A 23,509-nucleotide genomic window follows, 5' to 3' on the forward strand; every position below is an offset into this window, starting at 1 on the left:
AGAAATGGTGTCAGATCATCGGCGGAGTGTGGACCGAGCCCCGACCCGGCCCCCGGCCGAAGGTGCACTCTACCGGCCGGGGAAGGGAAAAGGTCAGTGCTCTGTCGTGGAGGGAGACGTGGAGGAGGGGGCGGCAGTTCCGCCGGGGCCTCCGTGGGGCGCCGCGGTGACCAGTTCGGTCAGCACGCCGTGGCAGTCCTTGGGGTGCAGAAAGGTGATCCGCGACCCCATCGAGCCCACCCGCGGCTCCTCGTAGAGCACCCGCACGCCCTTGCCCCGGATGGCCTCGGAGTCCCCGTCCACGTCCGCCGTACCAAAGGCGATGTGGTGCACCCCCTCGCCGTTCTTGGCGAGCCACTTGCCCACCGCGGAGTCCTCCCGGATCGGTTCCAGGAGCTGAAGATACGAGGCGCCGCCGTCCGACGTATCGTTGATCTTCAGCATGGCCTCGCGGACGCCCTGTTCCTCGTTGACCTCGCTGTGGAACACCTCGAAGCCGTACGTGGCACGGTAGAACTCGACGGTCGTGTCGAGGTCCTTGCAGGCGATCCCGATGTGGTCGATTCGCGTCAGCATGCCTCCAGTGCACCGCCCGCACGCGTGGTTACGCAACGTGCGCGCGATCACACCCGCAGCCCGGTGACCCGGCGCCTACCCCTCAGTACATTGACGGGAACCCTCGTTAACCTCCCTGTACAGGAAGGGCCGCGCTGATGTCGACAGCGAACGGTACGTCCAGCACCACCTCCGTGATCGTCGCGGGCGCCCGGACCCCCATGGGCCGCCTGCTGGGATCCCTGCGCAGCTTCTCCGGCGCCGACCTGGGGGGCGTGGCCATCAAGGCCGCGCTGGACCGGGCGGGCATCGGCGGCGACCAGGTGCAGTACGTGATCATGGGCCAGGTGCTCCAGGCCGGCGCGGGCCAGATCCCCGCCCGCCAGGCCGCCGTCAAGGCCGGCATCCCGATGAGCGTCCCGGCCCTGACCGTGAACAAGGTCTGCCTCTCCGGCCTGGACGCCATCGCGCTCGCCGACCAGCTGATCCGCGCCGGCGAGTTCGACGTGGTCGTCGCCGGCGGCCAGGAGTCCATGACCAACGCGCCCCACCTGCTGCCCAAGTCCCGCGAGGGCTTCAAGTACGGCGCCGTCGAGATGCTCGACTCGATGGCCCACGACGGCCTCACCGACGCGTACGAGAACATCGCGATGGGCGCGTCCACCGAGAAGCACAACACCCGCCTGGGCATCGGCCGCGCCGAGCAGGACGAGATCGCCGCCCGCTCCCACCAGCGCGCCGCCGCCGCCCAGAAGAACGGCCTCTTCGAGGCGGAGATCACCCCCGTGGAGATCCCGCAGCGCAAGGGCGAGCCGGTCGTCTTCAGCAAGGACGAGGGCATCCGCGGCGAGACCACCACCGAGACCCTGGCCAAGCTGCGCCCCGCCTTCGCCAAGGACGGCACCATCACCGCCGGCACGTCCTCGCAGATCTCCGACGGCGCCGCCGCGGTGGTCGTCATGAGCAAGGCCAAGGCCGAGGAACTGGGCCTGGACTGGATCGCCGAGATCGGCGCCCACGGCAACGTGGCGGGCCCGGACAACTCCCTCCAGTCCCAGCCGAGCAACGCGATCCGGCACGCTCTGGGCAAGTCCGGCCTCTCGGTCGAGGATCTTGACCTGATCGAGATCAACGAGGCGTTCGCCGCGGTGGCCGTGCAGTCAATGAAGGACCTCGGGGTGTCGCCGGAAAAGGTGAACGTCAACGGCGGCGCCATCGCGCTCGGTCACCCGATCGGCATGTCCGGCGCCCGCATCGTCCTCCACCTCGCCCTGGAGCTGCGCCGGCGCGGCGGCGGCGTGGGCGCGGCGGCCCTGTGCGGCGGCGGTGGCCAGGGCGACGCGCTGATCATCCGCGTACCGGGCAAGTAAGCCAACCGAACCGGGAGGAACTGGGCAGTGGTGGACGTCCCCGAACTGGTGGAACAGGCACGACAGGGCCGGCCAAGGGCCGTGGCCCGGCTGATCTCGCTGGTGGAGGGGGCGTCCCCGCAACTGCGCGAAGTGATGGCGGCCCTGGCCCCCCTGGCCGGCCAGGCGTACGTGGTGGGCCTGACCGGCTCCCCCGGTGTAGGCAAATCAACCTCCACCTCCGCCCTGGTCACCGCCTACCGCCGAGCGGGCAAACGGGTCGGCGTCCTCGCCGTCGACCCGTCCTCCCCCTTCTCCGGCGGAGCCCTCCTCGGCGACCGCGTCCGCATGTCGGAACACGCCTCCGACCCCGGCGTGTACATCCGCTCCATGGCCACCCGAGGCCACCTGGGCGGCCTGGCGTGGGCCGCCCCCCAGGCGATCCGCGTCCTGGACGCGGCAGGCTGCGACGTGATCCTGGTGGAGACGGTCGGCGTCGGCCAGTCCGAGGTGGACATCGCCTCCCAGGCCGACACCACCGTGGTCCTCCTCGCCCCCGGCATGGGCGACGGCATCCAGGCCGCCAAGGCCGGAATCCTGGAGATCGGCGACGTCTACGTGGTCAACAAGGCCGACCGCGACGGCGCCGACGCCACGGCCCGCGAGCTCAACCACATGCTCGGCCTGGGCGAGGCCCGAGCCCCCGGCGACTGGCGCCCCCCGATCGTCAAAACGGTCGCGGCCCGCGCCCAGGGCACCGACGAACTCGTAGAAGCCCTGGAAAAGCACCGCGCCTGGACCGAGGAGCACGGCGTCCTCGCAGAACGCCGCCGCACCCGAGCAGCACGCGAGGTCGAGACCATCGCCGTAACCCAACTACGGGAACGCATCGGCGACCTACGGGGCGACCGCCGCCTGTCCGTACTGGCGGAGCGCATCGTGGCGGGCGAACTGGACCCGTACGCGGCGGCGGACGAATTGGTTGCGGGGCTCACGGGGGAGGAGACGGCGGGCTAGAGGCCAGCTGGGGCCTGTAAAGACCCCAGCCACGGCGGCGGGATAGTCGCCCACGGAGCGGCTCGGGGACATACAGGGGTCTCCCCGCAGGCGACCGAGGCCCCGGTCGCGAATGACCATAAGGTCGCGTCCCCGGCAACGTGGGGGTCCCCCCGGCCGGAGGCTGGGGGAGAGTGACCCCTGTGTGGCCCCGAGCCCCACCCACCGGACCGACCGCGCAGAACGCGCACCCCCACTGGGGCTCACGCCCCAGAAACCACCCCCGCACTCCTCAAGACCTCCCGAGCCGACAAGCCCACACTCTCCGCCGCACTCATCCCCGAAGCAGCCAGATGCGCACCCGCGATGCGCAGCCCCACCGCATACCCGGCGTTGTCCGGCAGCCCGACCGGCGTGAGCCCCATGCGTCGCGCAGTGGCGTCCCCATACACATACGGCGGCAAATTCGGCATCCCGGCCACATCAATCGCGCCGGCGACCTTCTCGTACGCGGCATCCAGCTCCGCACCGGAAACCCCCGTGGCCCAGGGCCCCATCGCCTCCGCTCCCGCCAGCTCCCGCACGAACGCCTCCGCCAGCCCCTCCGCCACGACCTGCTCACCGACCGTGACCGCCACCGGGTCCCAGACCACATTCGCGTAGCGGACGTTGTGGTGCAGCTCGTGCGCCGCGGAATGTCCGATCTTCGCCAGGCTGACCTCGGTGGGCCACATCGTCAGATGGATCGCTCCCGGGAACCCGCCCAGCCCGGTGTACCCGGCATTGCGTATCAGCAGGTCGTCGTCCGGATCACCGAGCACCAGCACCACATGCACCGTGTCGGCGGCCCGGAGCCCCGACGCGACGACGGGCCGCAGCCGCTCCCACGCCGCACCGAGCTGTTCCTCCACCCGTTCCCACACCCGCGCGCCCTGCATCCGCTCCAGAGCGGCCAGGTAGCGCGGATCCTCCCGGTCGATCCGGAAGCCGCAGCCCATCTCGTGCATCTGCATCAGATCCACGCCCGCGACGGACATCGCGTCCCGCAGCGGACCGAGCATTTCCCGTAGAGCATCCGGCCGCTCCTCCAGCGGACGCCGGAGGAGCTCGGCCATGGCGGACGCCGTGTCATGCACAACAATCTTCATGACGCGGGACGGTAGAGCCTCACGCTGCGTGAGGCTCAAGCCGCGACATCACGAGAACCGCGAACCCTCAGTCGTCGGCGCCATCGGCGTCACCGTCCCGCGGCGCCACCGACACCTTCCCCGTACGCGGGTCGACGTCCAGCTTGTGCTCCTTGCCGTCCTTGGTGACGGTCTCCACCTCCCAGACGGCAGAGGCCCGGTGGTCATCGTCCAGATCCACGGAGGTCACCGTCCCGTACGAAGCGGCGGCCTTCTCAGCGGCCGCCACCGCACCCACGGAGGCCCCCTTCAGCTCGGCACGCGCACGGGTGGCACCACCATCGTCGTCACCCTCGTGCTCCAGGTGCTGATCCAGCACCTTCGCGTTGCCCGCGTCGAGCGTCACCTCGTGCCACTTGCCGTCCTTGCCGAGCACGTCCACCTCCCAGACCAGTCCGGGCCGGTCCTGGTCGAGGTCGATGCCGGTGACCGTGCCGGGGGTGGCCTTCAGCGCGGCCGCCGCGGCCTGCGGAGCGGAGACGGAGGCGGCCTTGGCCTCTCGCGCATCCTCGTTCACGCCGTCGTCCGGCACGCTGACACTGGACCGCGGCGCGGACGACGCGGACGACGGTCCCGACGCCCCGGAGCCGCCGCTGAAGGCGACGGCGGTAGCGGTCCCCCCGCCGATCAGCGCGGCCGCGGCAACGGTGGCAATGACGATGTTGCGCTTCATATCGGTGTCTCCCCGATCCATGAGGTGAGGTCGTGCTCGATGACGTGATCCACCGTCGCGCAGCCGACCTGAAGCCAACCTGAAGCCACCTGAAGCCCCCTTCAGGTGAGCAATGACATCGTGGGCGCATGCGCCTGTTGATCGTGGAGGACGAGAAGCGACTGGCCCGGTCCCTGGCGGGGGGACTGCGGGCCGAGGGATACGCGGTCGACGTGGTGCACGACGGCCTGGAAGGCCTGCACCGGGCGGGCGAGGGCACGTACGACCTGGTGATCCTGGACATCATGCTGCCGGGGATGAACGGCTACCGCGTGTGCGGCGCCCTGCGCGCGGCGGGCAACGACGTACCGGTGCTGATGCTGACGGCCAAGGACGGCGAGTACGACGAGGCCGAAGGGCTGGACACCGGCGCGGACGACTACCTGACGAAGCCGTTCTCGTACGTCGTGCTGATGGCCCGCGTGAAGGCGCTGCTGCGCCGGCGCGGGCGGTCGGCACTGCCCGTACTGCGCGTGGGGGAGCTGAGCATCGACCAGGGCGCGCACCGGGTGGAGCGCGACGGCGCGGAGGTGACGCTGACCGCCAAGGAGTTCGCCGTACTGGAGCAACTGGCGCTGCGCGCGGGAGAGGTGGTGTCCAAGGCGGAGATCCTGGAGCACGTGTGGGACTTCGCGTACGAGGGCGACAACAACATCGTCGAGGTGTACGTGAGCGCGCTGCGCCGCAAGCTGGGCGCCGCGGCGATCCAGACGGTACGCGGCGCCGGATACCGGCTGGCATCCGATGCGTAGGGTCTTCGGGAAGGTACGCGTCCGGGCCGCGGCAGGCGCCTCCCTCGTGGTGGCCCTGGCCCTGGTCGCCGCGGGCACCGCGCTGCTGCTGGTCCTCAGGAACAACCTCGTGGGCCAGGCCGACCTCCAGGCGGAGAACACCGCCCGCGAGATCGCCACGCAGATCGCCACCGGCAAGCCGTACCGGAAGCTGGATCTCCCGGACGGCGACGACCGCCCGGTGGTGGTGCTGTCCGAGGACGGCCGGGTGCTGGCGGCGGGCGAGGACGTACGGGCGGTGGACGGCAAGGCCGTATCGGAACAGAACCCGCCCACCGCGCAGCAGCCGCACGACTCCGACGACGATGACGACGACCACGGGATCAAACCGGGCGAGGTCGAGGACAAGGCGCGGCACACCGGCGGTACGGCGACGATCGGCCACCGCACGGCGGACTACCGCTTCGCGACCGTCGAGGCCAAGGACACCCAGGGCGGCAAGGCCGTCGTACGGGCCGGGGCGCCCCTGGCGGCCGAGCGGGAGGCGGTGGGCTCGGTGCGCACCGCGATGCTCATCGGACTGCCCTGTCTGCTGCTGGTCGTGGCCGGCGTGACCTGGCTGGTCACCCGGCGGGCGTTGCGCCCGGTGGAGGGCATCCGCCGGGAGATGGCGGCGATCATGGCCAGTACGGACCTGTCGCGGCGGGTGCCGGAGCCCGGCTCGCGGGACGAGATCGACCGGCTGGCCCGTACGACCAACGAGACGCTGGGCGCGCTCCAGGAGTCGGTGGAGCGGCAGCGGCGGTTCGTCGCGGACGCCTCGCACGAGCTGCGCAGCCCGATCGCGAGCCTGCGGACGCAGCTGGAGGTGGGCATCGCCCACCCGGAGCTGCTGGACGCGCCGGGCGCCGTGGAGGACGCCGTACGGCTGCAGAACCTGGCGGCGGACCTGTTGCTGCTGGCGCGGCTGGACGCGGGGGAGCGGCCCGCGGACGCGCGGATCGACCTGGCGGCGCTGGTGCGCGAGGAGGTCTCGCAGCGGGTGGGCGACCGGATCGCCGTGGAGACGGGCGGACCGGCGGGCGTGGAGGTCGCCGGGTCGCGCGGTCAGCTCGCGCGGGTACTGGGGAACCTGCTGGACAACGCGCAGCGGCATGCGCGGGAGACCGTACGGGCGAGTGTGGCGCGCGAGGGGGAGTGGGCCGTGCTGCGGGTCGAGGACGACGGGCCCGGGGTGCCGCCGGAGGAGCGGGAGCGGATCTTCGAGCGGTTCGTCCGGCTCGACGACGCCCGCAGCCGTGACGACGGCGGTGCCGGACTGGGCCTCGCCATCGCCCGCGACGTAGCCGAGCGGCACGGCGGCACGCTGGCCGTCCGCACGGACTCGGTCTTCGAACTACGCCTGCCGGTGGCGTAGCGGCCCGGCCGTACGGCGTACCGGACCGCCTCCCGGGCACCGCAACCGGCCACGCGCCGCCCGATCACGTAAGGGGGGCTATCCGATCACGTACGGCTCAGCCCGACCACGCACGGGCCCCCGACGGCGCAACCCCGATCACGCACGGGCCCCCGACGGCGCAACCCCGATCACGCACGGCCCCCCGACGGCGCAGCCGTCAGACCTTCCCCCGCCGCCCCCGAAGATGCTCCGCCACGGGCGTCAGCGACGTCCGCAGCGCTTCCAGGTCCTCCGAGGCGAACAGGTCGATGAAGTGCCGCCGCACGGACGCGACGTGGTGCGGCGCGACCCGGCGCATGGTGTCCCAGCCCTCGTCCGTGAGCACCGCGTACAGCCCGCGGCGGTCGGACTCGCAGCTCTCGCGGCGCACCAGGCCGGCGTTCTCCATACGGGTGATCTGGTGGGACAGACGGCTCTTGGACTGCAGGGTGGCGGCGGCCAGGTCGCTCATGCGCAGCCGCCGGTCCTCGGCCTCGGAGAGGTTGACCAGGATCTCGTAGTCGTTGTTGGTCAGTCCGAACGGCTGCAGGTCCCGCTCCAGCTGGTGCATCAGCAGCCTGCTGACGTCCAGATGGGTGCGCCAGGCACGCTGCTCCTGGTCGGTCAGCCAGGGAGTGTCGCTGTCGGTCGTCATGAATGAATTCTACCCGTGGAAGTTGAATATCGAATTAAGTCATGGCTGTGACATGGCTCAGGCGCTCGGCCGGGCGCTTGCTCAGACGTTCGAGGTCACCGTCCGCAGACTACCGCTCACAGCCCGAAGCGGCGCTGGAGGCCCCCCAGCCCGCCCGGCAGCTGCGGCAGTTGTGAGCCACTTTGGCGAGTTGCCTCGCTTTGCCCGCCGTTTCCGCCCGGCACCCCCGCCGCGGAAACGACCTCGCCCGTGGCCAGCTCGGGCATCAGCTGCTCGGTGGACTGCAGCAGCACCGTGCCCGCCCCGACGAACTCGAACTGGTGCTCCTCGCCGGAGACCCCGCCCAGCCCGGTGTGCGCCCGGATGCCGCCGAGGAATCCGCGCAGGTACTGGTGGTCGTAGTGGTGGCACGGCGAGGGGCAGTCGGCCCAGCCCACCAGGGCCTGCGGGTCCACCCGGATCGGCGGTTCCATGAAGACCACCGGGCCGTTGGAGGCGGCCACGAACTTGCCGGTGCCGATGAGGGTGAGAAAGCCCGGGATGATCGACTGCTTCAGCGACAGAGATGGCTGAAAGGCAAGCAAGTTGCCCGAGCGAATGGTCAGGTTGCCGTCTTCCAGGTCGTAGGAGTTCACGTCGAACGCCCGGTCGGCGAGGAGCATCTTGCCCTGGCCCTCGGCCACGACCCAGTCCGCCGCGTGCAATGGCGAATGGAAGCTGTGGGCGATCAGGCGGTCCAGCGCGCCGTGCCCGATGCCCTGGAAGTCGATCCGCCCGTAGTAGGCGATCATCTTCCCCTTCTGGAGGAACCACTGCCCGTTCAGGTCGACGCTGAAGGTGTAGTCGTTGACGTTGTCGTCCGAGGGGAGGGTGTGGGGGTCGAAAACGACGGGACCGGTCACAGTTTCTCCTCCGACGCCTGTACGTAGACGGTGCCCTGGCCGGACAGCTCCAGCTGGAACGCCTCTCCCGAGCCGCGGCCGACCATGTCGCGCCAGCCCAGCGCCGTGGAGAGCTTGTTGCGGACCTCGCCGCGGTGCGCCACGTACGCCTGCGGGTCGACGTGGACGGGCCGCTGCGGGGTGATGGGCAGTTCGATGACGCCGCCGTGCGCCATCACGGCCACCGCGCCCTGCCCCTTGAGGGTCGTGGTGAACAGCCCCTGGCCGGTGACCTGGCCGCGCACCATGCCCATGACGCCGCCCTGCGAGCCCATGAACATCGTGCCCTGCTGGAGCGTCCCGTCGAAGGCGAGCAGCCGGTCCGCCTCGACGTAGAGGGTCTCGCCGGTCAGGTCGACGACGTGGACGTGGTGGCCGCCGTGCCCAAACAGGACGGTGCCACTCCCTTCCACGGTCATCAGCGGGGTCGCCTCGTTGGCGATCCGCCGCCCGATCATCGAGCCGATGCCGCCCTGGCCGCCCTGGATGTTCGGGGTGAAACTGACGTCCCCCTGGTAGGCGAGCATCGCGCCGCGCTGGCTGAACATCCGCTGGCCGGGGCCGACCTGGGCGCGCACCATGCGCGAGTTGACGAGCGTGAACGGCATCAGAGCTCACCGCCGACCGTGTTGCGCTCGCTGGGCTGTACGTACACCAGGCCCTCGCCCTCGAAACGGATCTGGAAGGACTCGCCGGAGCCCTCGCCCATGAAGGTGCGGAAGTTCACCCCGGACTGGAAGTGCTGCTTGAGGTCGCCGGTGTGCGCGACATACGCGCCCGGGTCGACCTGCAGCGGGTATTGCTTGGTGACGCGCAGCACCACCGCCGGGCCGTCCGAGACGATCGCGGCCTGGCCACTGCCCTCGACGGTGGTGGTGAACAGGCCGTTGCCCTGCGAGGCGCCGCGCAGCCCGGTGAAGGTGGTGCCGGTGCGCAGCGCCGCGTCCGTGCACAGCAGGTTGCTGGCTTCCACGTACAGCTTCTCGCCGTGCAGCTGCACGAGGTTGATCTCGCTCGCGCGGTCGGCGAAGTAGCAGGTGCCGTGGCCCTTCACCTCCATCACTTCCATCTGTTCGCCGGTCAGCCGGCGGGTGACCATGCCGCGCAGCCCGTCACCGCCGCCGGTCATCTTCTTGAACGTCATCTGGCCGTCGTAGGCGACCATCGAGCCGTTCTTCGCCTTGACGGCATCGCCGGTCATGTCGACGGCGAGCACTTTGCTCCCCTGGAGCCGAAACTGAGCCACGGGATCGAAGGTAACCGGCGCGCCGACCCCTGAACAGTGATCCTTTGCGGGCCTGCAACAATGGTGACGCCCTTGTGAAATGTCGCACAAGCGCACCGTGCCGCCACCTGCCACCCGAACGAGGTTCCCGTGGACATCAAGACCGCTTCCGCCCTGCGCCGGCTCCGCCTGGTCTCCGCCCCCGAGGCGGTGTCCTTCCTGCTGCTGCTCGTCTGCTCGGTCCTCAAGCGGACCACCAGCTTCGACGGCGTGATGGTGATGGGCATGGTGCACGGCATCCTGTTCATCCTGTACGTGGTGTTCTGGCTGGACGCCTGGAACCGCACCAAGTGGCAGTTCAAGACCGCCGCGCTCTACTTTGTGCTCTCCGTCCTGCCCACCGGCGGCTTCTTCGCCGAGCGCAAGCTCAAGCGGGAGGCGGAGGCGAGCGTCATCGCCGCCCGCGCCCGCCGGGAAGGCGTGGTCAACGCATGATCGTCGCATTCTCGGTCAGCCCGCTGGGGGTGGGTGAGGACGTCGGGGAGTACGTCGCCGACGCCGTACGGGTGGTCCGCGAGTCCGGGCTGCCCAACCGTACGGACGCCATGTTCACGTCCATCGAGGGCGAGTGGGACGAGGTCATGGACGTCGTCCGGCGCGCCGTGGCCGCCGTCGAGGCGCGCGCCGGACGGGTCTCGCTGGTGCTGAAGGCCGACATCCGGCCCGGCGTCACCGACGGCCTGACCTCGAAGGTCGAGACCGTCGAGCGCCACCTCGCGGCGGGCCGCGAGAACTGACCGCCGGTATCGCGCTCAGCCCGCGCTGAGCGCGATACCCAGCGGCGTGCGTTCGTACAGCACCTGGTGCCCGTGCCGGCGCGAGGTCAGCAGTCCGGCGTCCCGCAGCACCGACAGCTGCGCGGACACCGACGACGGCGCCAGGCCCAGGCGGTGCGCCAGCGCCGTGGTGGACGCCGGCTCGTCCAGCGCGGTGAGCACCGCCGCCCGGTTCACGCCGAGCAGCCGGGCCAGCGCCCGCCCGGTGCGCGGTTCGTGCCACAGTCCGCCGATGCCGCGCGCCGGGTAGATCACGGTGGGCTGCCAGTGCGGCTCGTACGCGCTCACCACGTCCGGCCACACGAAGACGCTGGGCATCAGCAGCACGCCCCGGCCGTCCAGGTCCTGGATCTGGAGGAACCGGGCGCGGGTGCGGACCGTGAGGGTGCCGTCCGACCAGGTGATCCGTGGGCTGAGGTCCGCGAACAGCTTCTCCAGCCCGTCGCTCGCCAGCTGCCGCGACCGGTAGGCGACCTCCGCCTCCAGCAGCGCGCGCAGCCGTGGCCAGTCCGCCTCCAGCAGCGCGCGCCAGGCCCGCTCGGTGGCGTCGGCCAGTTCCTGTACGGCGGCGGCCGGGTCCGCCAGCATCGCCCGGCCGCGCGGGGACTCGGCGGCGCCCGGCGTACAGGCCAGCGACTTCGCCAGCTCCGCGTGGGCGATGGCCGGGTCCGTGGCCCGCACCCGCGCCAGCTCCTCCTCGAAGGGCGCGAGCGACGACTGCGGCGGCGGCCCCAGGAAGTCCGGGGTGTAGCCGGGGTGCGGGGACGGCATCAGCAGCCACAGCGCGGACAGGTCCAGGCCCGCCAGCGCGGCGCGCATCCGCCGCAGCCAGGGCAGGTGGTAGCCGTGCCGGTCGGTGCGTAACAGCGTCCGTACGGCCTCGTGCGTCTCGCACAGCGGCGAGATGGCGAAGCGGATGCGCAGCAGATCCTCCGCGCCGAAGCGCATGTCCAACGGCATGGCCGCGGCCCCCCTTTCCTCACACCCCCACTCTTCCCGCCATACGGCCGGTCGTGTCATGGATTCGGCTGCGGACGAAAAACTGGGGCCGTACGGACCGGCCCGGCACGCTGCCGTCATGCCGACGCCTTCCGGGCCCGCCGCCACGGGCCCCACCGAACCGTGCCCGGACCCGGCCGCGCCCCCCGAGCCCCCGGACCCGGCCGCGCCCCCGAAGCCCGAGCCGCCCCGCACCGGATACCGCCTCGTCTTCGCCGTCCCCGAATTCCGCTACGTCTTCGCCGCACACCTCCTGTCCGCCCTCGGCGTCGTCGTCTGCGAAATCGCGCTGTCCGTGCTGGTCTACCGCCTCACCGGATCACCCCTGCTGAGCGCCCTGACGTTCGCACTCGGCCTGCTGCCGTACGTCATCGGCGGCACCCTGCTCTCCGCGATCGCCGACCGCTGCCCGGCCCGCCGCGTCCTCGTCGTCTGCGATCTGCTGTGCGCGGGCTGCGCCGCCGCAATGGTCGTCCCGGGCACACCGGTCGCCGTACTGCTGGCGCTGCGCTGCGCGACCGCCGCCATCGCGCCCGTCTTCTCCGGCACGCGCGCCGCGACGCTCGGCGACGTCCTGGGGGAGGGCGATCTCTTCGTCCTGGGCCGCTCGCTGATCCGCATCGTCAACCAGAGCGCGCAGCTCGTCGGCTTCGCGGCCGGCGGGCTGCTGCTGGCCACGGTGACGCCCGGCACGGTGCTGGCCGTCACCGCCGGTACGTTCCTCGGCTCGGCGCTCCTGCTGCGCCTGGGCACCCGCGCACGGCCCGCGCGCCGCACGGCCCGTGGCGCGCTGCTGGGCACCTCGCTGTCCGGCACCCGCCGCCTGCTGTCCGACCGCCGCATCCGGGCGCTCCTCCTGCTGACCTGGCTGCCGCCGACGTTCGTCGTCGTCCCCGAGGCGCTGCTCATCCCGTACGCGGACCTGCTGGGCGTCGGCCCGGCGGGCGCCGGGCTGCTGATGTGCGCCATGCCGGTCGGCGCCATCACCGCCGAGACCCTGGTCGGCACGTTCCTCGGCCCGCGGGCCCGCGCCCGGCTGACGTTCCCGCTGGGCGTCTTCTGCGTCCTGCCGTCCCTCGGCTTCGCCGCGCGGCCGTCGCTCGGCTGGGCGGTGGCGCTGCTCGTCCTGACCGGCACCGGCATCGCGTACAACTTCGGCGTGGACCGCTGGTTCGTCGCCGCCGTCCCCGACGAACTGCTGGGACAGGCCATGACGGTGATGCAGGCGGGCCGTATGACGATCATGGGCCTGGGGATGGGCGCGGCGGGCGTCGCCGCCGAGTACGCGCCCCTGTGGGTGGCGATGCCGGCCGGCGGGGTGGTGGGGGTGGTGTGCGTGCTGCTGGTGGTGGCAGAGGTACGGCGGACGCGTGCCGACGGGCCCGTGCCCGCCGGGGTGTCGGGTACGGCCGGGGCCGCCGGGGCCGCCGGGGCCACGGAGTGAACCGGCCGGGTACCGAAAACTGAGACAGGGCTGACCACGATATGACCGAACGGTAGGGTCGGAGGCGTGCCGAAGCCGCTCAGCCTTGCCTTCGACCCCATCGCCCGCGCCGATGAACTGTGGCAGCAGCGATGGGGCGCCGTGCCGTCCATGGCCGCCATCACCTCGGTCATGCGCGCCCACCAGATCCTGCTGTCCGAGGTGGACGCGGTGCTCAAGCCGTACGGCCTGACGTTCGCGCGGTACGAGGCGCTGGTGCTGCTCACCTTCTCCAAGGCGGGCGAGCTGCCCATGTCGAAGATCGGCGAGCGGCTGATGGTCCACCCGACCTCGGTGACCAACACCGTGGACCGGCTGGTCAAGGCCCTGCTGGTCGACAAGCGGCCGAACCCCAACGACGGGCGCGGCACGCTGGCCTCCATCACCCCCAAGGGGCGCGAGGTCTGCGACGCGGCCACCCGCGACCTGATGGCGATGGACTTCGGCCTGGGCGCCTACGACGCCGAGGAGTGCGCGGAGATCTTCGCGCTGCTGCGTCCGCTGCGCGTGGCGGCCGGGGATTTCAAGGACGACTGATCCATGGTAGGGGCGGCGAAGATCGCCCCGGAACGGGCGGTTACGCTCGGACCATGAAACGAAGCGTGCTGACCCGCTACCGGGTGATGGCCTACGTCACTGCCGTGATGCTCCTCGTGCTGTGCGCCTGCATGGTGGCCAAGTACGGCTTCGACACCGGCAAGGACCTCACCCTCGTGGTCTCCCAGATCCACGGTGTGCTGTACATCATCTACCTGGTCTTCGCCTTCGACCTGGGCTCCAAGGCGAAGTGGAAGTTCGGCAAGCTGCTGTGGGTGCTGATCTCCGGCACCATCCCGACCGCCGCCTTCTTCGTCGAGCGCAAGGTCGTCCGTGAGATCGAGCCGCTGGTCGCGGACGGTACGCCGCAGCCCGCCAAGGTCTGAGACCTCTCGCATCGCAGCGCGCCGGCCGGGAGCCTTCCCGGCCGGCCGTTGTTTTTCACAGCTGCCCGCGCGACCTGCGCTTTCCCCAATCTTCACGGCGTCGCCGGCAGGACGCCCCCGGCTTGCCATCGACAATTACTAGGACGTCCAAGTAAATTTGTCGGTATGGACGCTGAAGCCATCGAAGAGGGCCGCCGCCGCTGGCAGGCCCGGTACGACTCCGCCCGCAAGCGGGACGCGGACTTCACCACGCTCTCCGGCGATCCCGTCGAGCCGGCGTACGGCCCCCGCCCGGGCGACACCGTCGACGGCTTCGAGCGCATCGGCTGGCCCGGCGAGTACCCGTTCACCCGCGGGCTGTACCCGACCGGCTACCGCGGCCGTACGTGGACCATCCGCCAGTTCGCGGGCTTCGGCAACGCCGAGCAGACCAACGAGCGCTACAAGATGATCCTCAAGGCCGGCGGCGGCGGCCTCTCGGTCGCGTTCGACATGCCGACCCTGATGGGCCGCGACTCCGACGACCCGCGCTCGCTCGGCGAGGTCGGCCACTGCGGCGTTGCCATCGACTCCGCCGCCGACATGGAGGTCCTGTTCAAGGACATCCCGCTGGGCGACGTGACGACCTCGATGACGATCTCCGGCCCGGCCGTCCCGGTCTTCTGCATGTACCTGGTCGCCGCCGAGCGCCAGGGCGTCGACCCGGGCGTCCTGAACGGCACGCTCCAGACGGACATCTTCAAGGAGTACATCGCGCAGAAGGAGTGGCTCTTCCCGCCCGAGCCCCACCTGCGCCTGATCGGCGACCTGATGGAGCACTGCGCGCGCTCCATCCCCGCCTACAAGCCCCTGTCGGTCTCCGGCTACCACATCCGCGAGGCCGGCGCGACGGCCGCGCAGGAGCTGGCGTACACCCTCGCCGACGGCTTCGGCTACGTGGAGCTGGGCCTCTCCCGCGGCCTGGACGTGAACACCTTCGCGCCCGGCCTGTCCTTCTTCTTCGACGCCCATGTGGACTTCTTCGAGGAGATCGCGAAGTTCCGGGCGGCCCGCCGCATCTGGGCCCGCTGGATGCGCGACGTGTACGGCGCCACCAGCGAGAAGGCGCAGTGGCTGCGCTTCCACACGCAGACCGCCGGCGTCTCGCTGACCGCCCAGCAGCCGTACAACAACGTCGTCCGTACGGCCGTGGAGGCGCTCGCCGCGGTCCTCGGCGGCACCAACTCCCTGCACACCAACGCCCTGGACGAGACCCTCGCGCTGCCCAGCGAGCAGGCCGCGGAGATCGCGCTGCGCACGCAGCAGGTGCTGATGGAGGAGACCGGCGTCGCCAATGTCGCGGACCCGCTGGGCGGTTCGTGGTTCGTCGAGGCGCTGACCGACCGGATCGAGGCCGACGCCGAGAAGATCTTCGAGCAGATCAGGGAGCGCGGCACCCGCGCCGTCCCGGACGGCCGGCACCCGATCGGTCCCATCACCTCCGGCATCCTGCGCGGCATCGAGGACGGCTGGTTCACCGGCGAGATCGCCGAGTCCGCCTTCCAGTACCAGCAGGCGCTGGAGAAGGGCGAGAAGAAGGTCGTCGGCGTCAACTGCCACCACGGCTCGGTCACCGGCGACCTGGAGATCCTGCGCGTCAGCCACGAGGTCGAGCGTGAGCAGGTACGGGTGCTCGGGGACCGCAAGGCGGCCCGCGACGATGCCCGGGTGCGCTCCTCGCTGGACGCGATGCTCGCCGCCGCGCGCGACGGCCGCAACATGATCGAGCCGATGCTGGAGGCCGTACGGGCCGAGGCGACGCTCGGCGAGATCTGCAATGTGCTGCGCGACGAGTGGGGCGTGTACACGGAGCCCGCGGGGTTCTAGGGACAGTACGTACCGGGGGCGGGGCCGCGCGCGGCCCCGCCCCCGGTGCTGTGTCAGACCACCGCGCCGTTCCCGGCCCGCGCCTTGTCGCGCGGCCGGGACACCGGCGCCTCCGGGGCCGGGTGACGGCCCTCCAGGAGGACGGCGGCCGGGGTGGCGGTGAAGACGGTCGAGGCGATGCCGAACAGGACGCCCGCGAGCAGCGCCACGGAGAAGTCGGCGAGCGAGTCGCCGCCCAGCACCGCGAGGGCGGCGAGGACGAACAGGGCGCCCATGCCGGTGTTCACCGTGCGCGGCACGGTCTGCACGATCGCCCGGTCGGCGAGCCGGGCGAGCCCTTCCGCACCGCGCGCGGCCCGGTCGCCCTTGGCGCCGCGCCGCAGTTCCCGTACGCGGTCGAAGAGCACCACCGTGTCGTTGACGGAGTAGCCGACGACGGTCAGCACCGCCGCCAGGAAGACGCTGTCCACCGGCTTGCCCAGCCAGGCGAACAGACCCACCACCAGCACGACGTCCTGCACCATGGCGAGCACCGCCGCCGTCGCGAACGTCCAGCGGAACCGGACGCTCAGATAGACCAGCTGGGCGGCGACCGCGATGCCCAGCGCGATCAGCGCCTTGCCGCGCAGTTCGCTGCCCATGCTGGGCCCGATCTTCTCGTCCCGCTCGACCTCGACCGTGCCGCCGGGCTTCTGGAGCGAGGTGCGGATACGGTCCTGCTCGGCGTCGGTCAGCCGCTCGGTCCGTACGGTGATGCCGCCGTCCCCCGACTCCTGGACGACCGCGCGCGGAAAGCCCGCGTCGGAGACCGCGGCGCGCGCCGTCCCGGCGTCCACGGTGCGGCTGGTGCTGTACTCCACGAGCCGCCCGCCGGTGAACTCCACGCCGAACTCCAGGCCGCGGATGCCGATCCCGGCGACGGCGAACAGCAGCAGACCGGCGCCGATGCCCAGCCAGGTGCGGCGGTGCCGCATCAGCCGGGGCTCGCGGCGGGCCAGCCAGCGCCGTACCCGCCCCTCGGACGCCATCCCGGTGAGCGCGGGCCGCCGCTGCACGGAGCGTCGGCGCACCGCCCATTCCGCCAGCACCCGGGTGATGACCAGCGCGGACACCATCGAGGCCAGCACGCCGATGGACAGGGTCACACCGAAGCCCTTGACCGGGCCGGTGGCGAAGAAGAACAGCAGGCCGGCGGCGAGCAGCGTGGTCACGTTCGAGTCGAGGATCGCGCTCCACGCCTTGCCGAAGCCCTCACGCAGCGGGCGCCGAAGATCCCCGCCGGAGCGGGCCGCGCGACGTGCGTACTCCTCCCGGGCCCGTTCGAACACCAGCACGTTGGCGTCCACCGCCATGCCGATCGCCAGCACGAAACCGGCGAGCCCGGGGAGGGTGAGGGTGGCGCCCAGGGCGACCAGCACGGCGTACGAGAGCAGTCCGTACGCGGCGAGCGCGACCGTGGCCAGCGCGCCCAGCAGCCGGTAGACGATGATCACGAACGCGCCGGTGCACAGCAGCCCGATGACCGCGGCGGTGGCGCTGGCCTCGATCGCGTCGGCGCCCAGCGTCGGGCCGACGGTGCGCTGTTCGACGACCTCGACGGGCACCGGCAGGGCGCCGCCCTTGACCAGGGCCGCCAGGTCGCGCGCCTCGGCGTCGCCGAATCCGCCGGTGATCTGCGCGCTGCCGCCGGAGATGCCGGTCTTGCAGGACACGCTCTGCTGCATCCCGGGCGCGGAGATGATCCGGTCGTCCAGGACGATGGCGACCCGCCGGGCCGGGTCACCGGGCGCCGCGCACGCCGCCTGGCCGGTGACCCGAGCCCAGGAGTCGGCGGCGGCGCCGCGGAAGGCCAGGTCGACGGTCCAGCCGCGCCCGCCCTGCGCGTCGAAGACGGCCTCCGCGTCCTTGACGCCCTCGCCGGTCAGGGCAGCCGCACCGAGCCGCAGCGCCTGCCCCGGAGCGTCGGGGTCGGGCAGGGTACGGGTGCGGTCTCCCTTGGCCTTCGCCTCCGGCGTGCCCTTCGGATCCTGCGTCGTCCCGAGCACGGGATGGAACGTGAGCTGCGCGGTACGGCCGATGACCGCGACGGCCTCCTTCGGGTCCCGTACGCCGGGCAGTTCGGCGACGATGCGCTTCTCACCGGAGCGGGACAGCGACGGTTCGGCGACGCCGAGCGCGTCGACCCGCTGCCGCAGCACCTCCAGGGCCCGGTCGGTGGCGGCGGAGTCGGCGCGGGCGGTGGGCGAGTCCTTGGTCTCCAGGACGATCTGGGTGCCGCCGCGCAGGTCGAGGCCGAGGCGGGCGGGTGTGGTCAGGGCGAGGAACAGCGACACGGCGACGGCGGCGAGCGCGATCAGCGCACGCCAGTGACGCCGCGACGGAGCGCGGGACGGCATGGGTTACCCCTTCGGGGATACGGAGGCGGAGCGCCGGCCGGCGGCGCGCACCGGCCGGCCGCGGCGCGCGGGGCGTCGCGGGGGCATGCCGGTGCTGCGGGCGGCCGAGCGCCTGGGGCGTCAGCTGCTCCGTACGAAGGGCGGGGCGCGCGGGCTGCGCGGGGAGTACCGGGCCCCGGGCGGGGCGCGTTCCTGGCGGGGGCCGACGGTTTCGCCGTACCCGAAGGGGGAGTGGTGCGGCGCGGGGGCCGCGGACGGCAGCGCGCCCGGCAGGCCCGGGAAGCGCGGGTGCGGGAGGACCGCGTGGGCGTGGGCGGTGGCGGACTGGCGGGCCACCGGGCGGTCGGGTGTGGTCCGGGCGTCGGCCCGGGGGCGGATGGGCGCGGAGTGCGCCTGAGGTGCGGCGGAGGATGGCCGGGAAGTGGTGCCGACGGGGCCGGAAGGGGCGCTTGCCGGGCTTGAGACGGCGAGGGCGCCAGGTCCCAGTGGACTGGCCGCCGCACCGGACGTCCCCGCCAGGACCAGCAAGACGGCCCACAGTCCGGCCAGCGCGCGGGGCAGGAAGCCCGGCAGCGCCCGACGCGCGCGTCCGTTCACCGCCCACCCTCCCGATCCGCCCGGCACCGGCCGCCGGTCTCCGGCCTCTGTCCGCGGCCCTGGCCGCGGTTCCGGCCCAGGGTAGTACGCCGTTCCCGTCCTACCCTGCCGGGAAGCGCAGACGGAAGACCGCCCCGCCGCCCGGCGCCTGCGCGGCCGTCAGTTCGGCGTGGTGCGCGCGGGCGATCTGGCGGGCCATGGCCAGACCGAGGCCCGAGCCGGGCAGCGCGCGGGCCGCCTCGGCGCGGTAGAAGCGGTCGAAGACGTGCGGCAGGTCGTCGGCCGAGATGCCGGGGCCGTGGTCGCGTACGGTCAGCTCCAGCACACCCGCCGAGGCGGTCAGCCCGGTCTCGACCGGGCCGCCCGGCGGCGAGAACTTCGCCGCATTGTCGAGCAGGTTGGACAGCAGCCGGGACAGCCGCGCCGGAACGCCGGGCACGGTGGCCCCGGCCGCCGCCTCGTCGGTCCGTACGGTGAAGTCGATCTCCGGCCAGTGCCCGCGCGCCGCCTCCACCGCGTGCTCCAGCAGCGCCGCCGGGCGCACCTGCTCCACCAGCGGCTGCGGCTCCTCGTCCCGGGCCAGTTCGATCAGGTCGTTGACCAGCGTGGTGACCTCGCGCAGCTGGCGGCTCAGCGCGCCGGACGCGCGGTCGCGCTGGGTGTCGGTCAGCCGGCCGGAGCGGGCGAGGAGTTCGGCGTTGGTGCGCAGCGCGGTCAGCGGTGTCCGCAGCTCGTGGGAGGCGTCCGCGACCAGCCGCCGCTGCGCTGCCACCGACTGCTCCAGCTCGCCGAGCATGGTGTTGAAACTGGCGGCCAGCCGGGTGATCTCGTCCTCGCGGCCGGGCGGGCCCGCGGGCAGTTCGATGCGGTGCCGGGCGTCGCGGGTGGCGGCGATGCGTTCGGCGGTGGCGGTGAGCCGGGCGACCGGCGCCAGGCCGGTACGCGAGACCCAGTAGCCGAGCCCGGCCGCCAGCAGGACGCCTACGCCGCCCACTCCGGCCAGCGCCACCGCGGCCTTCCGCACGCCCTTGTCCACGATGTCCGAGCGCAGTGCCACCTGGAGCGCCATGTCCTTGCCGCGCAGTCTGGTGGTGTAGACCCGCACCGGCCAGCCGGCCACGGTCCGTTCTTCGTAGTACGGCGCCTGGCGCCCGGCGGCGACCGCGCGGACGGTGTCGTCGACATCCAGGGCGTACGGCTCCCGCGGGTCCCTGGACGGATCGGCGGGGACCGACTGGATGCAGGGAACGGCCAGGTACTGGCAGCCCTTGTCCCCGGCCGACGGGCCTTGCGTGCGGTACTGCTGCGCGTACTGGTTGCCCGTCTGGACCAGGTTGACTTCGAGCTGGCGGATCATCTGGTCACGGGTGATGAAGAACGCCGCCACGCAGATGCCGACCGCCACCACCGCCACGGCGGCGGACGTGGCGATCGCCAGCCGCGTCCGCAGCGGACGGCGCCGCCGCCAGCGCGCGCCCAGACCGCGGCGGCCGCTCACGCCCGTCCCGTTCTGCCGCCGCGGCCCGGCCTGCGGGTCCTGCCGCTCCGCTCGGCCCCGGCCTCCCCGCCCGGGCTGTCCGGCTCGTCCAGGCGGTAGCCGACGCCGTGCACGGTGTGCACCAGCCGCGGCTCGCCGCCCGCCTCCAGCTTGCGGCGCAGGTAACCGACGTACACCGCGAGGGAGTTGGAGTCCGGGCCGAAGTCGCGGCCCCAGACCCGCTCCAGGATCAGCTCGCGCGGCATCACCTGCCCGGGGTGCAGCAGGAGCAGCTCCAGCAGCGCCCATTCCGTACGGCTGAACTCCAGCGGCCGGCCGCCCCGGTGGCCGGTCCGGGTGACCGGGTCCACCACCAGGTCGGCGAAGGTCAGCGAGGTGTCGTCGGCGGCCGCTGCCGAGGCGCGGCGCAGCAGCGCGCGCATGCGCGCGACCAGCTCGTCCAGCGCGAACGGCTTGACGAGGTAGTCGTCGGCGCCCGCGTCCAGCCCGTCCACCCGCTCGCTGACCGAGTCCAGCGCGGTCAGCACCAGGATCGGCGTACGGTCGTCCAGCGCGCGCAGCCGCCGGCACACCGCCAGGCCGTCCAGCACCGGCATCATCACGTCCAGAACGATCGCGTCCGGCTGCCAGGAGGCGACTTCGGAGAGCGCGGCCAGCCCGTCGGAGGCCCCGCGCACCGCGTACCCCTCCACGCTCAGGCCGTCCTCGACGGCGGCCCGCACCTCCGGTTCGTCGTCGACGACGAGGATCTTCGGCGGGGGCGCGGAAGGCTGCGGGGCGGCGTTCCGGTCGGCGGGGTGCGGTGCAGGCGTGGGCGGCATGCACACAGGCTGCCAAAAGTCCGTCTTAGAACCTTCTTAGGGCGCCTCGCGAGCGTGGCGGCCATGCGCACACCACTATCGGTTGTCATCGGTGCGGGAGGTACCGGCGGCCACATCTATCCCGGGCTCGCCCTCGCGGACGCCCTGCGCCGGGCGGTGCCCGACGCGGTGGTCTCCTTCGTCGGCACGGAGCGCGGGCTGGAGACGCGGCTGATCCCGCAGGCCGGATACCGCCTGCACACCGTGGACATGATTCCCTTCGACCCGTCGCTCGGCGCCAAGCGGTACCTGCTGCCCGCCGCGCTGCTGAGATCCGGCAACCAGTGCCGCTCGATCCTGCGCACCCAGGGCGCCCAGGTCGCCGTCGGCATGGGCGGCTACCCGAGCGCGCCGGTCATCGTCGGCGCGCGGATGGCCGGGCTGCCCAGCCTGATCCACGAGTCCAACGCGGTGCCGGGCCGGGCCAACAAGTTCGCCGCCCGGCTCACCCCGCACGTCGCGCTCGCCTTCGACCGCAGCCGCGAGCACCTGGCGGGCGGCGAGCACGCCGAGACGGTCGGCATGCCGCTGGTCGGGCCGCTCGCGACGCTGGACCGTACGGCCCTGCGGGCCCGCGCCCGCCGCGAACTGGGCATACCGGAAGGCGTCCGGCTGCTGCTCGTCAACGGCGGCAGCCTGGGCGCGGCCCGGCTCACCGCGGCCGCGGTCGGGCTCGCGGCCCGGTACCGCACCCGTACGGACCTGCGGCTGCTGATCAAGACCGGCCCGGCCGCACTCGAAGAGACCCGGGAACGGCTGGCCGCGACGGGCGGCGCGGCGGTCGCCGAGGCCGTCCCGTACCTGGACCGGATGGACCTGGCCTACTCCGCCGCCGACCTGGTGGTGTGCCGGGCCGGTTCGGCGACCGTCGCCGAGCTGGCCACGATCGGCATGCCGGCGGTCCTGGTGCCCTACCCGCACGCGCCCGGCGACCACCAGACGCACAACGCGCGGGTGCTGTCCGACGCGGGCGCCGCCGCGCTGCTGCCGGACGCCGAGACCACCGCGGAGCGCCTGGACACGCTCGTCACACCGCTGCTCGACGACCCCGTCCGGCTGGCCGCCATGGGCCAGGCCGCCGACCCCGGCACCCACGCACAGGCCGCCGACCTGCTGGCCGCCAAGGTCCTGAAGCTGGCCGGCCACCCCGATTCCCACCCCGCCACCACCTACCTGAGGGAGACCGCATGAGCATCGACCACGCCACCATGGAAGCGCGCTGGAAGGGCCGCACCGTCCTGGTCACCGGCGCCGAGGGCTTCATCGGCTCCACGCTCGTGGACCAGCTCGTCGGCCACGGCGCGAAGGTCCGCGCCCTCGTCCACTACAAGCCGTACGCGGAGAAGGGCCACCTCGCGCGCTACCTGACGCCCGACAGCCCGGTCGAGATGATCGCGGGCGACGTGCGCGACGCCGGCCGGGTCTCCGACGCGGTGGCCGGCTGCGACACGGTCTTCCACCTCGCGGCCCTGATCGGCATCCCGTACAGCTACGACTCGCCCGGCGCCTACGTCCAGACCAACGTCGTCGGCACCGAGAACATCGCCGAGGCCTGCCGCCGGCACTCCGTGCGCCGCCTGGTGCACACCTCCACCAGCGAGGTGTACGGCACCGCCCTGACCGCGCCGATCAGCGAGGACCACTCGCTGCAGCCGCAGTCGCCGTACTCCGCCTCGAAGATCGGCGCGGACATGATGGCGCTCTCCCACTGGCACGCCTTCGAACTGCCGGTCACCGTGGTGCGCCCGTTCAACACCTACGGCCCGCGCCAGTCCGCGCGCGCCGTGATCCCCACCATCCTCGCCCAACTGCACTCCGGCTCCCGGGAGATCCGCCTCGGCTCGCTCGCCCCGACCCGGGACTTCACCTACGTCACCGACACCGCCGCCGGGTTCCTGGCGATGGCCGACTGCGACCGGGCGCTGGGCGAGGTCGTCAACCTCGGTACGGGGCGCGAGATCTCCATCGGCGACCTGGCGCGGGCCCTGATCGCCGCGTCCGGGCGGGACGCCGAGGTGGTGGTGGAGGGCTCCCGGCTGCGGCCCGCCGGCAGCGAGGTCCAGCGACTGCTTTCGGACAATTCGCGGGCGCGCGAATGGGCGGGCTGGACGCCCGAAGTGTCCCTGGAGGAGGGGCTGAAGCGGACGTCCGAGTGGGTGGCGGAGCACGTCCACCTGTTCGCGGCGGACCGGTACCAGGTCTGAACGGCGGGCCGGTACGGGGCTGGAGGAGCCCCGTACCGGGCCCGTACGGCCCGGGGCA

At 72.3% G+C, this 23,509-nt stretch carries 24 protein-coding genes; 12 read left to right on the top strand and 12 right to left on the bottom strand.

All coding sequences use genetic code 11. The annotated features are described in order from the left end of the window. Positions 1-93 precede the first annotated feature (93 nt). Positions 94-576 (bottom strand): methylmalonyl-CoA epimerase, encoded by a 483-nt coding sequence (gene mce, locus IH45_RS0118645; RefSeq protein ID WP_030669117.1) that lies wholly within the window; start codon positions 574-576, stop codon positions 94-96. Between the two features lie 173 nt (positions 577-749). Here mce and IH45_RS0118650 point away from each other — a divergent pair, with 173 nt between their 5' ends. After that, a complete protein-coding gene (locus tag IH45_RS0118650; protein ID WP_030669119.1) occupies positions 750-1,925 on the top strand; it encodes an acetyl-CoA C-acetyltransferase in 1,176 nt (391 codons plus the stop codon). A gap of 27 nt (positions 1,926-1,952) precedes the next feature. Further along, positions 1,953-2,921, top strand: a complete 969-nt coding sequence (gene meaB / locus IH45_RS0118655; protein ID WP_030669122.1) for a methylmalonyl Co-A mutase-associated GTPase MeaB — start codon at positions 1,953-1,955, stop codon at positions 2,919-2,921. Between the two features lie 242 nt (positions 2,922-3,163). Here meaB and IH45_RS0118660 read toward each other — a convergent pair whose 3' ends face one another. After that, positions 3,164-4,048, bottom strand: coding sequence for a DUF2268 domain-containing putative Zn-dependent protease (locus tag IH45_RS0118660; protein WP_030669126.1), 885 nt, complete (start codon positions 4,046-4,048; stop codon positions 3,164-3,166). A 67-nt stretch (positions 4,049-4,115) separates the two neighbouring features. Then, positions 4,116-4,760: a PepSY domain-containing protein gene (locus IH45_RS0118665; protein WP_030669128.1), complete on the bottom strand. Its 645-nt coding sequence runs from the start codon at positions 4,758-4,760 to the stop codon at positions 4,116-4,118. A 128-nt stretch (positions 4,761-4,888) separates the two neighbouring features. Here IH45_RS0118665 and IH45_RS0118670 point away from each other — a divergent pair, with 128 nt between their 5' ends. Both IH45_RS0118670 and IH45_RS0118675 read left to right on the top strand, forming a co-directional pair. Continuing rightward, positions 4,889-5,551, top strand: coding sequence for a response regulator transcription factor (locus tag IH45_RS0118670; protein WP_030669133.1), 663 nt, complete (start codon positions 4,889-4,891; stop codon positions 5,549-5,551). Continuing rightward, positions 5,544-6,947 carry a sensor histidine kinase gene (locus tag IH45_RS0118675; RefSeq protein WP_030669136.1) on the top strand — a complete coding sequence of 468 codons (1,404 nt, stop codon included), beginning with the start codon at positions 5,544-5,546 and terminating at the stop codon, positions 6,945-6,947. The genes IH45_RS0118670 and IH45_RS0118675 overlap by 8 nt, the downstream gene beginning before the upstream one ends. A 199-nt stretch (positions 6,948-7,146) precedes the next feature. Here IH45_RS0118675 and IH45_RS0118680 read toward each other — a convergent pair whose 3' ends face one another. The 4 genes from IH45_RS0118680 to IH45_RS0118695 all read right to left on the bottom strand — a co-directional run bounded on the left by IH45_RS0118680 (position 7,147) and on the right by IH45_RS0118695 (position 9,810). Then, positions 7,147-7,623, bottom strand: coding sequence for a MarR family winged helix-turn-helix transcriptional regulator (locus IH45_RS0118680; RefSeq protein ID WP_030669139.1), 477 nt, complete (start codon positions 7,621-7,623; stop codon positions 7,147-7,149). A gap of 116 nt (positions 7,624-7,739) precedes the next feature. Continuing rightward, a complete protein-coding gene (locus IH45_RS0118685) occupies positions 7,740-8,525 on the bottom strand; it encodes an AIM24 family protein (RefSeq protein WP_030669140.1) in 786 nt (261 codons plus the stop codon). Continuing rightward, on the bottom strand, positions 8,522-9,172 hold the full coding sequence (locus IH45_RS0118690; RefSeq protein WP_030669143.1) for an AIM24 family protein: 651 nt from the start codon (positions 9,170-9,172) through the stop codon (positions 8,522-8,524). Before IH45_RS0118690 ends, IH45_RS0118685 begins: the two co-directional genes overlap by 4 nt. After that, positions 9,172-9,810, bottom strand: a complete 639-nt coding sequence (locus tag IH45_RS0118695; protein WP_078897647.1) for an AIM24 family protein — start codon at positions 9,808-9,810, stop codon at positions 9,172-9,174. The genes IH45_RS0118690 and IH45_RS0118695 overlap by 1 nt, the downstream gene beginning before the upstream one ends. A gap of 129 nt (positions 9,811-9,939) precedes the next feature. Here IH45_RS0118695 and IH45_RS0118700 point away from each other — a divergent pair, with 129 nt between their 5' ends. Next, positions 9,940-10,284: a DUF3817 domain-containing protein gene (locus IH45_RS0118700; RefSeq protein ID WP_030636119.1), complete on the top strand. Its 345-nt coding sequence runs from the start codon at positions 9,940-9,942 to the stop codon at positions 10,282-10,284. Continuing rightward, the gene (locus IH45_RS0118705; protein WP_030669161.1) at positions 10,281-10,586 is read left to right on the top strand and encodes an MTH1187 family thiamine-binding protein; all 306 of its coding nucleotides are present in this window, start codon (positions 10,281-10,283) and stop codon (positions 10,584-10,586) included. The genes IH45_RS0118700 and IH45_RS0118705 overlap by 4 nt, the downstream gene beginning before the upstream one ends. A 15-nt stretch (positions 10,587-10,601) precedes the next feature. Here IH45_RS0118705 and IH45_RS0118710 read toward each other — a convergent pair whose 3' ends face one another. Continuing rightward, entirely contained in the window at positions 10,602-11,585 is a 984-nt protein-coding gene (locus IH45_RS0118710) for an ArsR/SmtB family transcription factor (protein ID WP_030669164.1), read from the bottom strand. Between the two features lie 118 nt (positions 11,586-11,703). On the opposite strand from IH45_RS0118710, the gene IH45_RS0118715 reads away from it, so the two are divergent. The 4 genes from IH45_RS0118715 to IH45_RS0118730 all read left to right on the top strand — a co-directional run bounded on the left by IH45_RS0118715 (position 11,704) and on the right by IH45_RS0118730 (position 15,896). After that, on the top strand, positions 11,704-13,068 hold the full coding sequence (locus IH45_RS0118715; protein ID WP_030669168.1) for an MFS transporter: 1,365 nt from the start codon (positions 11,704-11,706) through the stop codon (positions 13,066-13,068). Between the two features lie 66 nt (positions 13,069-13,134). Next, positions 13,135-13,644: a MarR family winged helix-turn-helix transcriptional regulator gene (locus IH45_RS0118720; RefSeq protein ID WP_030669171.1), complete on the top strand. Its 510-nt coding sequence runs from the start codon at positions 13,135-13,137 to the stop codon at positions 13,642-13,644. A gap of 53 nt (positions 13,645-13,697) precedes the next feature. Continuing rightward, positions 13,698-14,030, top strand: coding sequence for a DUF3817 domain-containing protein (locus tag IH45_RS0118725; RefSeq protein ID WP_030023405.1), 333 nt, complete (start codon positions 13,698-13,700; stop codon positions 14,028-14,030). A 165-nt stretch (positions 14,031-14,195) separates the two neighbouring features. After that, on the top strand, positions 14,196-15,896 hold the full coding sequence (locus tag IH45_RS0118730) for an acyl-CoA mutase large subunit family protein (protein WP_030669174.1): 1,701 nt from the start codon (positions 14,196-14,198) through the stop codon (positions 15,894-15,896). Positions 15,897-15,949: 53 nt separating this feature from the next. Here the strand turns inward: IH45_RS0118730 and secD are convergent, their stop codons facing one another. From secD to IH45_RS01000000143780, 4 genes are all read right to left on the bottom strand, one after another. After that, a complete protein-coding gene (secD, locus tag IH45_RS0118735; RefSeq protein ID WP_030669177.1) occupies positions 15,950-18,292 on the bottom strand; it encodes a protein translocase subunit SecD in 2,343 nt (780 codons plus the stop codon). Between the two features lie 120 nt (positions 18,293-18,412). Further along, a complete protein-coding gene (locus tag IH45_RS1000000148765; RefSeq protein WP_158813137.1) occupies positions 18,413-18,889 on the bottom strand; it encodes a hypothetical protein in 477 nt (158 codons plus the stop codon). Between the two features lie 100 nt (positions 18,890-18,989). After that, the gene (locus IH45_RS0118745; RefSeq protein WP_030669182.1) at positions 18,990-20,387 is read right to left on the bottom strand and encodes a sensor histidine kinase; all 1,398 of its coding nucleotides are present in this window, start codon (positions 20,385-20,387) and stop codon (positions 18,990-18,992) included. Further along, positions 20,384-21,208 (bottom strand): response regulator transcription factor, encoded by an 825-nt coding sequence (locus IH45_RS01000000143780; RefSeq protein ID WP_030669185.1) that lies wholly within the window; start codon positions 21,206-21,208, stop codon positions 20,384-20,386. Before IH45_RS01000000143780 ends, IH45_RS0118745 begins: the two co-directional genes overlap by 4 nt. Before the next feature lie 63 nt (positions 21,209-21,271). Here IH45_RS01000000143780 and IH45_RS0118755 point away from each other — a divergent pair, with 63 nt between their 5' ends. Together IH45_RS0118755 and IH45_RS0118760 are read left to right on the top strand one after the other, a co-directional pair. Further along, on the top strand, positions 21,272-22,438 hold the full coding sequence (locus tag IH45_RS0118755) for a UDP-N-acetylglucosamine--N-acetylmuramyl-(pentapeptide) pyrophosphoryl-undecaprenol N-acetylglucosamine transferase (protein ID WP_032917792.1): 1,167 nt from the start codon (positions 21,272-21,274) through the stop codon (positions 22,436-22,438). Continuing rightward, on the top strand, positions 22,435-23,451 hold the full coding sequence (locus IH45_RS0118760; protein ID WP_030669191.1) for a GDP-mannose 4,6-dehydratase: 1,017 nt from the start codon (positions 22,435-22,437) through the stop codon (positions 23,449-23,451). The genes IH45_RS0118755 and IH45_RS0118760 overlap by 4 nt, the downstream gene beginning before the upstream one ends. The last annotated feature ends 58 nt before the right edge of the window (positions 23,452-23,509 follow it).

This window comes from Streptomyces rimosus subsp. rimosus (assembly GCF_000720725.1).
Taxonomy (GTDB): Bacteria; Actinomycetota; Actinomycetes; order Streptomycetales; family Streptomycetaceae; genus Streptomyces; species Streptomyces rimosus_A.

Bases quoted from the DNA above. Each gene is read 5' to 3' on its own strand.
- mce (WP_030669117.1), bottom strand. From the start codon at position 576: ATGCTGACGCGAATCGACCACATCGGGATCGCCTGCAAGGACCTCGAC.
- IH45_RS0118660 (WP_030669126.1), bottom strand. From the start codon at position 4,048: ATGAAGATTGTTGTGCATGACACGGCGTCCGCCATGGCCGAGCTCCTC.
- IH45_RS0118665 (WP_030669128.1), bottom strand. From the start codon at position 4,760: ATGAAGCGCAACATCGTCATTGCCACCGTTGCCGCGGCCGCGCTGATC.
- IH45_RS0118670 (WP_030669133.1), top strand. From the start codon at position 4,889: ATGCGCCTGTTGATCGTGGAGGACGAGAAGCGACTGGCCCGGTCCCTG.
- IH45_RS0118675 (WP_030669136.1), top strand. From the start codon at position 5,544: ATGCGTAGGGTCTTCGGGAAGGTACGCGTCCGGGCCGCGGCAGGCGCC.
- IH45_RS0118680 (WP_030669139.1), bottom strand. From the start codon at position 7,623: ATGACGACCGACAGCGACACTCCCTGGCTGACCGACCAGGAGCAGCGT.
- IH45_RS0118690 (WP_030669143.1), bottom strand. From the start codon at position 9,172: ATGCCGTTCACGCTCGTCAACTCGCGCATGGTGCGCGCCCAGGTCGGC.
- IH45_RS0118705 (WP_030669161.1), top strand. From the start codon at position 10,281: ATGATCGTCGCATTCTCGGTCAGCCCGCTGGGGGTGGGTGAGGACGTC.
- IH45_RS0118710 (WP_030669164.1), bottom strand. From the start codon at position 11,585: ATGCCGTTGGACATGCGCTTCGGCGCGGAGGATCTGCTGCGCATCCGC.
- IH45_RS0118715 (WP_030669168.1), top strand. From the start codon at position 11,704: ATGCCGACGCCTTCCGGGCCCGCCGCCACGGGCCCCACCGAACCGTGC.
- IH45_RS0118725 (WP_030023405.1), top strand. From the start codon at position 13,698: ATGAAACGAAGCGTGCTGACCCGCTACCGGGTGATGGCCTACGTCACT.
- IH45_RS0118730 (WP_030669174.1), top strand. From the start codon at position 14,196: ATGGACGCTGAAGCCATCGAAGAGGGCCGCCGCCGCTGGCAGGCCCGG.
- secD (WP_030669177.1), bottom strand. From the start codon at position 18,292: ATGCCGTCCCGCGCTCCGTCGCGGCGTCACTGGCGTGCGCTGATCGCG.
- IH45_RS01000000143780 (WP_030669185.1), bottom strand. From the start codon at position 21,208: ATGCCGCCCACGCCTGCACCGCACCCCGCCGACCGGAACGCCGCCCCG.
- IH45_RS0118755 (WP_032917792.1), top strand. From the start codon at position 21,272: ATGCGCACACCACTATCGGTTGTCATCGGTGCGGGAGGTACCGGCGGC.
- IH45_RS0118760 (WP_030669191.1), top strand. From the start codon at position 22,435: ATGAGCATCGACCACGCCACCATGGAAGCGCGCTGGAAGGGCCGCACC.